This is a genomic window from Streptomyces sp. NPDC007808, assembly GCF_042868655.1.
In the GTDB taxonomy this organism is placed as follows: Bacteria; Actinomycetota; Actinomycetes; order Streptomycetales; family Streptomycetaceae; genus Streptomyces.
The window spans coordinates 822,839-836,571 of record NZ_JBIAEQ010000003.1; the positions used below are offsets into that span (position 1 = coordinate 822,839).

Genomic DNA, 13,733 nt, shown 5'->3' on the forward strand with positions numbered 1-13,733 from the left:
CTCGTGCTCTTCGGACAATACTTCGGGGCGGTGGTGAGACATTCTCCCTCCCCGCCCCCGTCGGGGCCGGACCCCGACCATGAAGCAGCTGCGGGAGATCGCCCTCGGCCCGCGGTGGGACCGGTACCGCTAGAAGAACTCCGACCACGGCTGGTCCCAGATCTGCTTCACGCACAGGACCAGGAACAGCAGTCCCGCGATCGCCAGCATCGCGTTGCTGACCGGTCCGTTGCGCCACTGCCCGGGGGTACGTGAGGAGTTGAGGAGCCAGATCAGGGTGCCGGCGAGGAACGGGAGGAAGGCCGCGCCCAGGACGCCGTAGATGATGATCAGGCGGAAGGGCTCGCCCTGGAAGAGCAGGACCATGGGCGGGAAGGTCAGCCAGAGCAGGTAGGCACGGAAGGGCCAGGAGCGCTCGCGCTCGCCCGAGGCGACCTCCTCGCCCCTCAGCTCGCCGCGCTCGCGGTAGCGCGTCACGAAGTCGGCGAACATCAGGCTCACGCCGTGCCAGACGCCGATCAGGGAGGTGAAGGAGGTGGCGAAGAAGCCGATCAGGAAGAACTTGGCCGTCGCCGTGCCGTACTCGTCGGCCAGGATGTCGCCCAACTGGATCAGGCCCTTGTCGCCCTTGGCGATGGCGACGTTCGCGGAGTGCAGCAGTTCGGCGCCGACGAACAGCATGGCGATGACGAAGACGCCGGTCGTGGCGTAGGCGACCCGGTTGTCCAGGCGCATCACCTTCATCCAGCCGGTGTTCGTCCACCCCTTGGCGTTGACCCAGTAGCCGTACGCGGCCAGCGTGATGGTGCCGCCGACACCGCCGATCAGGCCGAGGGTGTTGAGGATCGAGTCCTTCTCGTCGGGCAGGACCGGCAGCAGGCCCGCGAACGCGTCCGCCAGGTTCGGCGTGACACGGATCGCCAGGTACACCGTCACCACGAACATGACGCCGACCAGGACCGTCATGACCTTCTCGAAGACGGCGTACTTGTTGAACCAGACGAAGACCAGGCCGACCAGACCGCAGGCGATGGCCCACCATTCGAGGTCCATCACGTCCGGGAAGAGCGCCTGCAGCGGCAGCGCGCTCGACGACATCGCCGCGGCGCCGTAGACGAAGCCCCAGATCACGACGTAGACCGCGAAGAACCAGGTGGTCCAGCGGCCGAGGCTTGCCCAGCCGTCGAAGAGGGTGCGGCCGGTGGCCAGGTGCCAGCGTCCGGCCGCCTCGGCGAGGGAGATCTTGACCAGGCAGCCGATGATCGCCGCCCAGAGCAGGGTGTAGCCGAAGTTGCTGCCCGCGATGAGGGTGGCGACGAGGTCACCGGCGCCGACACCGGTCGCGGCGACGACGATGCCGGGGCCGATGTAGCGCCAACTGGACTTGCGGGGGCGGGAGTCCGTCTCCCCGGTCTGTGGTACCGCTGTGTTTCCCGTGGTGTCCGCCATGAGGATCAAGAAAGCGCAAGCGGGCCGAACCGACAAGAGGGCGTGGACGACCCGGATCAGCGCTGGCGGCCCGGCGACGGTCCCGGACGGCAGGACGGATCGCCGTCGGCCGAGCCCGTCGTGCAGGGGCAGGTGCCCAGTTCGAACCACACGCTCTTGCCCTGTCCGTCCTGGTGGCAGCCCCAGCGCCGGGCGAGCGCGGCCACCAGGAACATCCCGCGGCCGCTCTCCGAGGCGCCCGCGTCCAGCACGGTGGGAACGCGCCGGCCGGCGTCCCGGACCTCGCAGCGCAGGATGCCGTGGGCGGCGAACAGGGTGAGCCGGAAGTGGCTGGCGGAGTGCAGCAGCGCGTTGGTGGCCAGCTCGCTCACCAGCAACTCGGCCACGTCCGCCAGGTCGTCCAGGTCCGCGAGCCCCCACCCCTCCAGTTGCCGGCGGACCTCCGCCCGAGCCTCGCGGACGGCGGAGGGACGGGGGTCGTACTCGGCGCTGAGGTGGCCGGCACCCATCGGCGGTTGGGGATACGAGCCGTACCGAGGAGCAGGATCCGGGCAGCGCGCCCCGTGGAGGTGCAGCATGGGTCCACAGTGGCGTACGCGGGGGTACGGCACATGGGGAGGAATACCCGTTTCCATACCTGCGCCGGTCCGCACTACCCGTACTGCAGCCGTACGCTCGCGTGCTCCCCCTCGTCGCGGACGTCGACGTACGCGCAGACCTGACGGGCGAACCACAGTCCCTGCCCGGGTTCGAGTTCCGCGCTCGGCGGCGGTACGAACCCGGCGAGCGGGTCGTCGACGCGGCGCAGGGCGCGCAGTTCGCAGACGCACGCCGGGGCCTGGCCCCACAGCAGGGCGCCGTCGAGCGGGCCGAGGGCGGCCGCGGCCTCGGTGACGGCCGTGGCGAAGAGCTCCGCGTCCGCGTCGGGCAGTCCGCGTGAGGTCGCCCAGGCGCGTACGGCCCCGGCGGCGGGAGCAGGGCCCGGGAGGTGCTCGGCGTCCGCGGGGAGCGGGGGCAGCGGCACGGCGTCGAGCTCGGCGGCGAGCCGTACCGGGTCCTCGTACACGTCGGTGTCGGGGTGCGCCCGGCGGGCGGCGGCGACGATGGCGGGGCCCGCGACACGGGCGTCGTAGGCGCACAGGGCGGTGGTCGCGAGCGGGGCGAAGAGGAGGTTGGCGAGCGCCTCGTAGCGGATCCACTCGGCGGTCTCCCGCGGCGAGCGTCCGGCGCGGCCGCCCCAGACGGGTTCCATGAGGAGATGGATCCGGCCGCCGGGTCCGGCGTGCGCGGCGAGGTGTCCGGCGCCCCGGGCGATCGCGTTGGCGGCCGAGCCGGTGTACCACTCGGTGTGCGGGACGAGCCCGACGTCCTTGGCGTCACCGCCGAGCGCGTCCCGCAGCAGGTCCAGGTTGCGAGGGGCGGCGATGGCGACGGGCGGTGGTTCGTCGGGTGCGGCGAGCGCCTCGGTGAGGAAGGGCAGGGCGGCGGCGAGGAACTCGTCGTCGGTGGCGAAGACGCCCATGCGGTGGTCGAAAGCCGTCCGCGGCGGGGTGGGTTGCGGTGTCATGGGGTGGGGCTTCTCCTCGGGTCGAAGTCGGCGTGCTGACAGGTGGTGGCGGCGTCAGGGCCGCCGTCTCAGCGTCGGGCCGCCATCCAGGCGGCGATCTGGCTGCGGTTGCTGAAGCCGAGCTTGCCGAGGATGCGTTCCACATGGCCCTCGGCGGTGCGGCGGGCGATGAACAGGCGGTCGGCGATCTGCTGGTTGGCCAGTCCCTGGGCGACGAGTTCGGCGACCTCGGTCTCGCGGCGGGTGAGGTGGACGCCGGTCGCGGGACGGGGGGACCTGGGACGGCCGTTCGCCGGACGGTCGGCCGGGGCGGTGGGGCGGCGGGACGGTCTGTCGCCCTCGGCCGCGTAGTCGACGGCCTCCGCGAGGGCGAGCCCGGTGCCGCGTTCGTGGGCCCGCTGGAACTCGGGGTCGCGCAGCGCCTCCCGTGCGCGTGCCTCGCTCTCCTTGCGGGCCGAGTTGAGGGTGGCCGACCCCCAGCGGTCGCGGTCGATGCCGGCCCAGGTGCGGTCGGCGGCGCCGAGCAGGACGGCCGCGCGGGCGTGAGCCCCCGTCTCGGTGGCGACGCGGGCCAGGAGGTCGAGGGTGAGGGCGATGCCGATGACGTCGTGGACGGCGAGTTTGAGGAGCAGGGCCCGGCGGGCGTGGTGTTCCGCGCGGCGCCAGTCACGCCGCACGGTGTGGGCGAGGGCGAGGATCCGCAGGACGTACGAGTGCACCCACTCCTCGCCGTGCCGTTCGCACATCCGGCGTACCTGCTCGCAGACCTCCACGGCCCGGTCGGCCTCGCCCAGGAACCCCAGGGCGCAGGCGAGTTCGACCTGGTCGAGGCCGTACAGGCTGAGGTGCTGACCGGGGACGGGGCCACGGGCGACGCTGGCCTCGAAGTGGGCGAGCGCGGCCGGCAGGTCGTCCAGGAAAAGGGTGATGACGCCGATGACGTACTCGGCGTGCGCCGCCTCGGCCGTGTCGTCGAGGGCACGGGCCAGGGCGTGGGCGTCCTGGGCGAGGGCGAGCCCGGCGGTGAGGTCGTGGGTGGCGGCGGCGAGGAGCCCGGCGATCCACAGGCCACGGGCCCGCTCCGGGGTCGTTTCCGGGTTGGCGGCGAGGGCCCGGTCGAGCCAGTGCCGGCCCTCGCGGGGGGCGCCGCAGGCGTGCCAGTAGAACCACAGGGTGCCGGCCAGGCGCAGCCCGTGCAGGGCCTCACCCGGGGTGGTGAGGCTGAAGTCGAGGGCGCCGCGCAGGTTGTCGCGGTCGGCACGGAGCCGGGCGACGATCTCGCGCTGGCCCGGCCCGAACCAGGCGCTCTCGCAGGCGGCCGCGCGCCGCAGCATCCAGTCGCGGTGGCGTCGGCGGGCGGCGGGCTCCTCGCCGGGCAGCCGGCGCAGGCGGTCCAGGCCGTAGTGGCGGAGGGTGTCCAGGAGGCGGTAGCGGATGCCGTCGGGACCTGACTCCCGGGCCAGCACGGACTTGTCGACCAGGCCGGTGACGGCGTCCAGGACGTCGTCGGCGCTCAGCGGCGCCGGGTCCTGCGGCGCGTCCTGCCCCGCCTCGGCCTCCCCCGCCGCGGGCTCCCCCGCCTCGGCCTGCCCCGCCGCGTCCTGCCCCGCCGTGGGATGCGCCGCCTCGGGATGCGCCGCCCGGGCGCACACCGCCTCGGCCGTCTCCAGATCGAAGCTTCCCGCCAGCACGGACAGCCGCGCCCACACCAACTGCTCCCGCCGTGTGCACAGTTCGTGACTCCAGTCGACCGTCGCCCGCAGGGTCTGGTGGCGGGGCAGGGCGGCGGGGCTGCCGCCGGTGAGGAGGCGGTAGCGGTCGTCCAGACGGCCGAGGAGCTGGTCGACGTCGAGGACGCGCATCCGGACGGCGGCGAGTTCGATGGCGAGGGGAAGACCGTCCAGGCGGCGGCAGAGCCGGGCGACGGCCGCGCGGTTGGCGGGGGTCAGCCGGAAGCCGGGGACCACGGCGGCGGCCCGGTCGGCGAAGAGGGCGAGGGCCGGGTAGCCCTCGGGAGTGGAGAGGTCCCCGTCGGGGTCGGGGACCGGCAGGGGCCGTACCTCCAGGAGGTGTTCCTCGGTCAGGCCCAGGCGGTGGCGGCTGGTGGCGAGGATCCGCACGCCCGGCGTGCCGTGCAGCAGGGCGGCGGCCAGGTCGGCGCAGGCCGGCAACAGGTGTTCGCAGTTGTCGAGGAGCAGCAGCAGCCGGCGGTCCCGTACCTGCTCCACCAGTGCCCGCAGCGGCGGGAGCGACGAGTGGTCGTGCAGGTCGAGCGCGTCGGCGGCGGCGTGCGGGACGAGTGCCGGGTCGTCCAGGCCGGAGAGGGGCACGAGACGCACGCCGTCGGGGAAGGTGCGCCGTACGGCGGCCGCGATGCGTGCGGCGAGGCGGGTCTTGCCGACACCGCCGGGCCCGGTCAGCGTGACCAGCCGGGCTCGGGCCAGCAGTTCCCGGCCCGCGGCGAGTTCGCCGCGCCGGTCGACGAAGCTGGTCGTCTCGACCGGCAGCTGATGGTCCCGTCGTGGCACCGATCCACCCATGATCAGCCGTTCCTCTGGGGGTGTCGGCCTCGGGGGTCGTGCCGGCCTCCGGGGCCTCGTCGACCTCTGGGGTGCTGTCGATGTGGAGCGGGGAGCCGCGGGAGCCGAGGGTGCGCCGTTCCCCGCCACTCCCGCCGCCCCCGCCGCTCCCACTTCTCCCCTTGCGCGGACCCTCACCCTCCCCCGGTCCTTCACCGGCCTGCACATCCGGGTCACACGCCCGGGTGCACTTCGTCCGGGACCGCTCCACGCCGGCGGCGCGCGCGTACACTGCGCGGCTGAATTTCGAATGGTTCACGTCATCAATCACCGCGTCACCCTTGACCTGTCCATGCCACCGGCTCACGATGAGCGCCGCACCCGCATCACGCAGTACGTCGCACTGAACCCCACCCCCCACTCCTGCAAGGAGACTTCATGCGACTTCGCACACGCGGCTCAGGCGGCCGCGGCGGCAGACGCACCGCCGCTTTCGCCGCACTGCTGGCTCTCGCCCTCGCGGCTCCCCTCTCCACGAACGTGTCCGCGAACGCCGACAGCGCCACCAAGGCGGCCTCCTCGGCCGACGACGTCCGGCAGTACGAGGTGCACTTGCACTCGACCGCCAAGGACCGCACCGCACTCCAGCGCACCGGTGTGACCGTGGACGAGGTCCACGGCCACGGCGTCGTCGTCTCGGGCCGTGCGGACCAGATCAAGAAGCTGCGCGACCTCGGCTACGACGTCACCTCGCTCGGCGCGGTCCCCGACCGCTCCTCGGGCGAGGACGACCTCCGGCTCCACGACTTCCCGTCCGGCGACTCGCGCTATCACAACTACGCGGAGATGACGGGCGAGATCAACTCGATCGTCTCGGCCAACCCCTCCATCGCGAGCCAGCGCGTGATCGGGCAGTCGTACCAGGGCCGGAACATCGTCGCCATCAAGATCAGCGACAACGTGGCGACGGACGAGTCCGAGCCGGAGGTCCTCTTCACCCACCACCAGCACGCGCGTGAGCACCTCACCGTCGAGATGGCGCTCTACCTGCTGCGCGAGCTGACCTCCGACTACGGCAGCGACTCGCGGGTCACCGGCATGGTGAACAACCGCGAGATCTGGATCGTGCCCGACCTCAACCCGGACGGCGGCGAGTACGACATCGCCACCGGCTCGTACCGGTCGTGGCGCAAGAACCGGCAGCCCAACGCCGGTTCCTCGTACGTCGGGACCGACATGAACCGGAACTGGAACTACCGGTGGGGTTGCTGCGGCGGCTCGTCCGGGTCACCGTCCTCGGACACCTACCGGGGCACGTCCGCGGAGTCCGCGCCCGAGGTGAAGGTGGTCGCGAACTTCGTGCGCAGCCGGGTCGTGGGCGGCGTGCAGCAGATCAAGGCCGGCATCGACTTCCACACGTACAGCGAACTGGTGCTGTGGCCCTTCGGGTACACGTACTCCGACACCACGACCGGGATGACCGCGGACGACCGGAACGCGTTCGCGACCGTCGGCCAGAAGATGGCGGCCAGCAACGGGTACACGCCGGAGCAGTCCAGTGACCTGTACATCACGGACGGTTCGATCGACGACTGGCTGTGGGGCAGCCAGAAGATCTTCGGGTACACCTTCGAGATGTACCCGAGGTCCAGTGGGGGTGGGGGCTTCTACCCGCCCGACGAGGTGATCGAGCGGGAGACGTCCCGGAACCGGGATGCGGTGCTGCAGTTGCTGGAGAACGCGGACTGCATGTACCGGTCCATCGGCAAGGAGGCCCAGTACTGCCGTTAGCTACTTGGCGTCGGCTTCCTCGGCGTCCGCTTCACCGGCGTCCGTCTCACCGGCGTCCGTGTCGTCGGCACCGTCGTCGAAGTAGGCGTCGAGGACCGCGTCCAGCTGCTCGTCCCACTCCTTGAAGCGGCTCCTGGCCGTCGCCTCGATCTCGATCGGGTACCAACGGCGGTCAGGAGTGTGCACCGTGACGGTGAACCGCTTTCCGAAGCGCGCGGTCTCGGTCTCGACCGCGCCGATCTCGTCCCAGCGGAACTCGCACTCCTGGTCGTCCAGGGCGAGCCGCACCCCTCTGTGGTCGGCCACGATCCGGGCCCGCCGGTCGGCGGCCTCGAAGACGGGCCCGTCGACGGGGGCCTCCTCCTCGACGGCTTCCACCTCCGCCTCGGCCTCGGCCTCGGCTTCCTCGACGACCGCGAGGACCGAATCCTCGGAGTCGGCCGTGCCGGACGCGTCGTCCTTCTTCTTCACGCCTCCCGGCTCGGCGGACGCGGGAGAGGTGAGCCCGGGGATGAAGGCCGGGTCGAACCCGGCGCCTTCCAGGGGCTGGCTGCCTGAACCTATGCGCTGCTCCACAGCGGAGCAGTATGGTCGACGACCCTGTGTTCCGCGCAACCAGCCCCCGCATCGTTACACGAACACGCTCGACGTGTCCCGTTCGCCGATCCCGACGTACCTGTCCACGGTGCCGAACCGTCTGCGGCGTACGGAAGTCGAGGGGGGATCAGCCCAGTACGGCGAGCGCGTCGATCTCGACGAGGAGCCCGGCGGGCAGTCCGACGTAGACCGTGGTCCGGGCGGCGGGCGGCTGGGTGAGCCGCTGCTCCTCGAAGTAGGAGTCGTAGATCTCGTTCATCTCGGCGAAGTGGGCGACGTCCGTCAGATAGACGCGGATCATCATCACGTCGTCCCAGGAGGCGCCGCCCTCCCGGAGGATCGCCTCGACGTTGGCGAGGGTCTGGAGCGTCTGCTCGCGCAGGGTGGGGCCGGCGGGCGTCGGGGGCTGCCCCTCGACCGCGGGCAGGAAGCCGACCTGCCCGGCGACCTGCAGGATGTTCCCCTTCTTCACGCCGTGCGAGAACCTCGCGGGCGGAGTGGTGTGGGTCTTCGGGGTGAGCGCCGTCTTCTCGGTCATACGCGGTCCTTGCCGTCCTCGGTCATACGGGCTTCTTGCCGCCCTCGGCCATACGGGGTTCTTGCCGTCCTCGGTATACGGGCTTCCTGCCGCCCTCGGTCATACGGAGTTCTTCGCCGGGGTCCTGCCGGAGTACTCGCCGCTGATGTCGTCCGCCGTACGGCGCACCAGAGGGAGCAGGGTGAGGAGTTCGTCGGCGGTGACGACGACGTTCGGCGCGGAGACCGACATCGCGGCGACGACCCGGCCGTCGGCTCCCCGAATGGGAGCGGCGACGCAGTTGATGGACTCCTCGTGGCCACCGAGGTCGGTGGCCCAGCCCTGTTCGCGCACCTGGTCCAACTCGCGCAGAAATGCCGGGGCGTTGGGGATGGAACGGGCCGTGTACATGGGGTAGTCGAGCTTGCCGGCCAGGGTCCGGCGTTCGTGTTCGGGCAGATCGGCGAGCAGCAGCTTGGCCACCGCGGCGACGGTGATGGCGACGGGCTTGCCGATCCGTGAGTACATCCGCACCGGGTACCTGCTCTCGACCTTGTCGATGTACAGGACCTCGTCCTCTTCGTACACGGCGAGGTGCACGGTGTGTCCGCACTGCTCGTTGAGGCGTACGAGGTGGGGATGGGCGATCTCGCGGATGTCGAGGTTCTCCATCGCCTCCTGCGCGAGGGCGATGAGACGGGCACCGAGGCGGTAGCGCTGGTCGGACTGGCGGTAGACCATGCCGTGCTCGTGCAGGGTGCGCAGCAGCCGCAGGGCTGTCGACTTGTGCACGCCGAGGCGGTCGGCGACCTGGCCCAGGTCGGCGGGGCCCTCCGCGAGCAGCGGCAGGATGCTGAGCGCGCGGTCGACGGTCTGGCTCATGGCGTACGTACCTCCTCGTCGGTCCCCTCAGTGATTTGCGTCCACCCGGGGCCCAGTCGCAGTTTCTCCCACGCGGCGTCGTCGAGGGCGGCGAGGTGGTCGGCGTGGCCCCGGCCGGGCGGGACGGCGAGGTCACCGGGGGCGGTGAGAGCGGCGGCAGCCCAGAGGTGGCCGTGCCGCAGCCGTGCGCGCAGGGGCAGTTCGCGCAGGGTGGCCGAGAGGAAGCCGGCGGCGAATGCGTCACCCGCGCCGACGGCCGCGACGACGTCCACGGAGAGAGCCGGGACGAAGGCGGGCGGCGCGGCGTCGGGCCGCGGCGCGCAGGCGGCGTCGACGGGGTGGATCCGGGGAGCATCCGGCACACCGCCGGCATGGCCGGGGCGCTCCGACGAAGCACCCGGCACGCACCCGGCGTCGACATGCCGCCCCGACGAAGCACCCAGCATGGCGGCCGGACGGGCGTGAGGGGCGCGGCCGGGTGCGTGTACGGCGCCGTCCACTCTCGGGACGGGCGCCGGAACGGCGGCACGGCTGCCCGCGGCCGGAGCCGTCCGGCCCCCGGCCTCCCGGGAGCGCTCGAACGCCGTGGCACCGCGCGCCCCGTCCTTCACCACCAGCACGGCCGGCTCCGGCAGCAGCGCGCGGATCGCCACCGGGCCGTCGGTGACGCCCCAGGCGGACTCGGCCTCGTCGGTGCCCACGAAGACCAGGTCGCATCGGCGAGCCAGCCACAGCAGCGTCTGAGCGCCGTCGGCGCGTCGCCACAGCCCGGCGCGGTGGTTCACGTCGAACGAGACCAGCGGGCGGTCCGCCCCGGGAGCCGTCAGCTCGCACAGCAGCTCCAGGCAAGAGTCCGACAAGGCCGCCGTGATCCCCGACAGATGCAGCACCCGGCCCGCCCGCACCGCCCCGAGGTCCACGTTCCCCGCGGACATGGCCGACGCCGCCGAACCCGCCCGGTAGTACGCCACCTCGTGCGCGTCCGTGCCCCGGTCGCCGGCCGTGCGGAAGTAGACGCCGGTCGGGCGAACGGGGTCCACCTGCACGGCCTCGGTGTCGACGCCGTACGAGGCGATCCGTCTCACCAGGTGGTCGCCGAACCCGTCCGCCCCCACCCGGCCGACCCACCGCGCGGTGTGCCCCGCGGCTGCCAGGCCGCACACGACGTTGGACTCCGCGCCGCCGATCCCCCGCTCGAACGACGGCACGTCGGCGAGACGTCCCGGCCGCGACGGCAGGAAGGCGACCATGGACTCGCCGAGCGCGACGACGTCCACGACGTCGCAGGCATTGCGGCATCCGGTGACGGTCACGATCGTCGTAGCTCCCAGCCTTGCGCGGGGTCGGCGACTCCGTTGACCCGCGATCGGCCGAAATGTTAGACAGCGAGAATCGACATACGCAATGCCGGTTGCAAGCAGTGCAACCAGCCTGATCAGGGAGGTTCCATGAACTCCGAGGCGCTCGCGCGTCTGGCCGAGGAACGGGTCGACCACCGCTTCAAGGGCCTCCCCCCGGACGCCGACGGTCTGACCGTCGCCGAGTTGGCCGCCCAGCGCCGCAACCTCTTCACCGGGGGCTTCGCCACCCCCGTCCTCGCGCTGTCCGCCGAGCGTCTGGAGCACAACCTCGACCTCATGGAGGCGTACGCGGCCCGCCACGGACTCGCCTTCGCCCCGCACGGCAAGACCTCCATGGCTCCCCAGCTGTTCCAGCGGCAGATCGAGCACGGCGCGTGGGGCATCACCCTCGCGGTGCCGCATCAGGTCCGTGTGGCGCGGGCGTACGGCACCGAGCGGATCTTCCTCGCCAACGAGCTGGTGGACCCGGCGGCCCTGCGCTGGATCGCGGCCGAACTCACCGCCGACCCCACCTTCCGGCTCATCTGCTACGTCGACTCCGTGCCGGGCGTCGAGCAGATGGACGCGGCGCTGCGGAACGCCGGGGCCACCCGCCCGCTGGACGTCGTGGTCGAGCTGGCGGCCGGCGAGGGCGCCCGGACCGGGGTCCGTACGGAGGCGGAGTGCGCGGCGGTCGCGGACGCGGTGGCGGGCGTGCCGACACTGCGGCTGGTCGGGGTCGCGGGGTACGAGGGCGAGGTGCCGCAGGCGACCCCGGAGCGGGTGCACGCGTGGCTGCACCGGCTCGTCTCGCTGGCCGCCGACTTCGACAAGGCGGGGCGTTTCGCGGGCCTTGAGGAGATCGTCGTCAGCGCGGGCGGCAGCGCGTGGTTCGACGCGGTCGCGGACGTGTTCGCGGACCTCCCGGAACTCTCCCTCCCCGTACTGAAGTTGTTGCGCTCGGGCGCGTACGTCTCGCACGACGACGGCCATTACCGCAAGCTGACCCCGTTCAACCGGGTCCCGGGCGAGGGTGCCCTCGAACCCGCCTTCCGCCTCTGGGCGCAGGTCGTCTCGCGCCCCTCCCCCGAGCAGGCCTTCGTCAACGCGGGCAAGCGGGACGCGGCGTACGACCTCGACCTGCCGTTCGCCCAGGTGATCCGCCGGGACGGAGTCGAGCGCCCGGCCACCGGGATCTCGGTGACCGCGCTGTCCGACCAGCACGCGTGGCTGCGGACGACCGCGGAGGCGGACCTGGAGGTCGGGGACTGGCTCGGCCTGGGCCTGTCGCATCCGTGCACGTCGTTCGACAAGTGGCAGCTGATCCCGGTCGCGGAGGCGGACGGGACGGTCGTCGACTACATCCGCACGTTCTTCTAGGAGGTACGTCCGTGGAGGACCTGGTCATTCGGGACGCGGAGGTCGTGGACGGCAGCGGCGCCCCCTCCTACCGCGCGGACGTGGTCGTCGACGGCGGCCGGATCGTGTCGATCGTCCAGGAGGCCGCCGCCGCGGGGTGCCAACGCCCGCGGGCGACACGGGAGCTGGACGCGGAGGGCCTCGTCCTGACCCCCGGCTTCATCGACATGCACGCCCACAGCGACCTGGCGCTGCTGCGGGACCCGGACCACAGCGCGAAGGTCGCGCAGGGGGTCACGCTTGAGGTCATCGGCCAGGACGGACTGTCGTACGCCCCGGTCGACGACCGCACCCTCGCCGAGGTCCGCCACGCGATCACCGGCTGGAACGGCTCCGGTGACGACATCGACTTCGACTGGCGGACGGTGGGCGAGTACCTGGACCGGCTCGACTTCGGTTTCGCCGGCCGCGGCATCGCCGTCAACGCGGCGTACCTCGTCCCGCAGGGCACGGTCCGCGCGCTCGTCGTCGGCTGGGAGGACCGGGCGGCGACGCCGGACGAACTGGACCGGATGCGGCGGCTGGTCGCGGAGGGCCTGGAGCAGGGCGCGGTCGGCCTGTCGTCCGGGCTGACGTACACGCCGGGCATGTACGCCCAGGGCGCCGAACTGACGGAGCTGTGCCGGGTGGTGGCGTCGTACGGCGGCTACTACTGCCCGCACCACCGCTCCTACGGGGCCGGGGCCCTGGAGGCGTACGAGGAGATGGTGGCCCTGGCCCGGGAGGCGGGCTGCGCGCTCCACCTGGCCCACGCCACCATGAACTTCGGCGTGAACAGGGGCCGGGCGCCCCAGCTGCTGTCGCTGCTCGACGAGGCCCTGGCGTCGGGGGCCGACATCACCCTCGACTCCTACCCCTACACCCCCGGCTGCACGACCCTCGTGGCGCTGCTGCCGAGTTGGGCGAGCGAGGGCGGTCCCGAGGCGGTCCTGGCCCGGCTGGCCGACGACGAGTCGGCGCAACGGATCAGGCACCACATGGAGGTCGTCGGCGCGGACGGCTGCCACGGCGTGCCGGTCGACTGGGACACGATCGAGATCTCGGGGGTGAGCGACCCGGCGCTCAAGGACTTCGTCGGCCGTACGGTCCGGCAGTCCGCGGACGCACGCGGTGAGGACCCTTGGACGACCGCCCGCCGACTGCTCCTCGACGACCGACTGGGCTCGACGATCCTCCAGCACGTCGGAGACGAGGAGAACGTTCGCACGATCATGCGGAACCGCGTCCACACGGGCGGTTCGGACGGCATCCTGCGGGGCGAGAAGCCGCACCCGAGGGCGTACGGCACGTTCCCGCACTATCTCGGGCGCTACGTACGGGAGTTGGGAGTGCTCTCCCTGGAGGAGTGCGTGGCCCACCTGACCGCGCGCCCGGCGGCGCGGCTGCGGCTGCCGGACCGGGGGCTGGTGCGCGAGGGGTACCGGGCGGACCTGGTGCTGTTCGACCCGCGGACGGTAGCGGCGGGCTCCACGTTCGAGGAGCCGCGCACGCTACCGACGGGCATCCCGCACGTCCTGATCGACGGCCGCTTCGTGATCGAGGACGGCCGCCGGACGGACGTGCTGGCGGGACGCGCGATCCGCAGACCCGCGTAGCCGGTCAGGGCTGTGGCCGGTCAGGGCTGTGGCCGGTCAGGGCTGTGGCCGGTTACG

Annotated in this window: 11 protein-coding genes; 3 read left to right on the forward strand and 8 right to left on the reverse strand. The window is 72.2% G+C overall.

Annotation, left to right across the window (positions count from 1 at the left end):
• Window positions 1-129: 129 nt before the first annotated feature.
• The 4 genes from ACFYNL_RS15410 to ACFYNL_RS15425 form a co-directional block, all read right to left on the reverse strand.
• Complete coding sequence (locus ACFYNL_RS15410; RefSeq protein ID WP_388802475.1) at window positions 130-1,449, reverse strand: Nramp family divalent metal transporter; 1,320 nt, start codon at window positions 1,447-1,449, stop codon at window positions 130-132.
• Window positions 1,450-1,505: 56 nt separating this feature from the next.
• On the reverse strand, window positions 1,506-2,027 hold the full coding sequence (locus ACFYNL_RS15415) for an ATP-binding protein (protein ID WP_388802478.1): 522 nt from the start codon (window positions 2,025-2,027) through the stop codon (window positions 1,506-1,508).
• A 74-nt stretch (window positions 2,028-2,101) separates the two neighbouring features.
• Complete coding sequence (locus ACFYNL_RS15420) at window positions 2,102-3,016, reverse strand: anti-sigma factor RsbA family regulatory protein (protein WP_388802481.1); 915 nt, start codon at window positions 3,014-3,016, stop codon at window positions 2,102-2,104.
• 68 nt (window positions 3,017-3,084) lie between these two features.
• Complete coding sequence (locus ACFYNL_RS15425; protein WP_388802484.1) at window positions 3,085-5,556, reverse strand: ATP-binding protein; 2,472 nt, start codon at window positions 5,554-5,556, stop codon at window positions 3,085-3,087.
• A gap of 417 nt (window positions 5,557-5,973) precedes the next feature.
• Here ACFYNL_RS15425 and ACFYNL_RS15430 point away from each other — a divergent pair, with 417 nt between their 5' ends.
• The gene (locus tag ACFYNL_RS15430) at window positions 5,974-7,326 is read left to right on the forward strand and encodes a M14 family metallopeptidase (protein ID WP_388802487.1); all 1,353 of its coding nucleotides are present in this window, start codon (window positions 5,974-5,976) and stop codon (window positions 7,324-7,326) included.
• On the opposite strand, the gene ACFYNL_RS15435 is transcribed toward ACFYNL_RS15430, so the two are convergent.
• From ACFYNL_RS15435 to ACFYNL_RS15450, 4 genes are all read right to left on the reverse strand, one after another.
• Window positions 7,327-7,902 carry a hypothetical protein gene (locus tag ACFYNL_RS15435; RefSeq protein ID WP_388802490.1) on the reverse strand — a complete coding sequence of 192 codons (576 nt, stop codon included), beginning with the start codon at window positions 7,900-7,902 and terminating at the stop codon, window positions 7,327-7,329. It lies immediately after the preceding gene.
• Window positions 7,903-8,050: 148 nt separating this feature from the next.
• Window positions 8,051-8,461: a RidA family protein gene (locus tag ACFYNL_RS15440; protein ID WP_388802492.1), complete on the reverse strand. Its 411-nt coding sequence runs from the start codon at window positions 8,459-8,461 to the stop codon at window positions 8,051-8,053.
• Between the two features lie 99 nt (window positions 8,462-8,560).
• Complete coding sequence (locus ACFYNL_RS15445; RefSeq protein WP_388802495.1) at window positions 8,561-9,322, reverse strand: IclR family transcriptional regulator; 762 nt, start codon at window positions 9,320-9,322, stop codon at window positions 8,561-8,563.
• Entirely contained in the window at window positions 9,319-10,572 is a 1,254-nt protein-coding gene (locus ACFYNL_RS15450) for a PfkB family carbohydrate kinase (protein WP_388802745.1), read from the reverse strand. The genes ACFYNL_RS15445 and ACFYNL_RS15450 overlap by 4 nt, the downstream gene beginning before the upstream one ends.
• Before the next feature lie 198 nt (window positions 10,573-10,770).
• Here ACFYNL_RS15450 and ACFYNL_RS15455 point away from each other — a divergent pair, with 198 nt between their 5' ends.
• Together ACFYNL_RS15455 and ACFYNL_RS15460 are read left to right on the forward strand one after the other, a co-directional pair.
• Window positions 10,771-12,042: an amino acid deaminase gene (locus tag ACFYNL_RS15455; protein WP_388802498.1), complete on the forward strand. Its 1,272-nt coding sequence runs from the start codon at window positions 10,771-10,773 to the stop codon at window positions 12,040-12,042.
• A gap of 11 nt (window positions 12,043-12,053) precedes the next feature.
• Window positions 12,054-13,676, forward strand: a complete 1,623-nt coding sequence (locus ACFYNL_RS15460) for an amidohydrolase family protein (RefSeq protein WP_388802501.1) — start codon at window positions 12,054-12,056, stop codon at window positions 13,674-13,676.
• The last annotated feature ends 57 nt before the right edge of the window (window positions 13,677-13,733 follow it).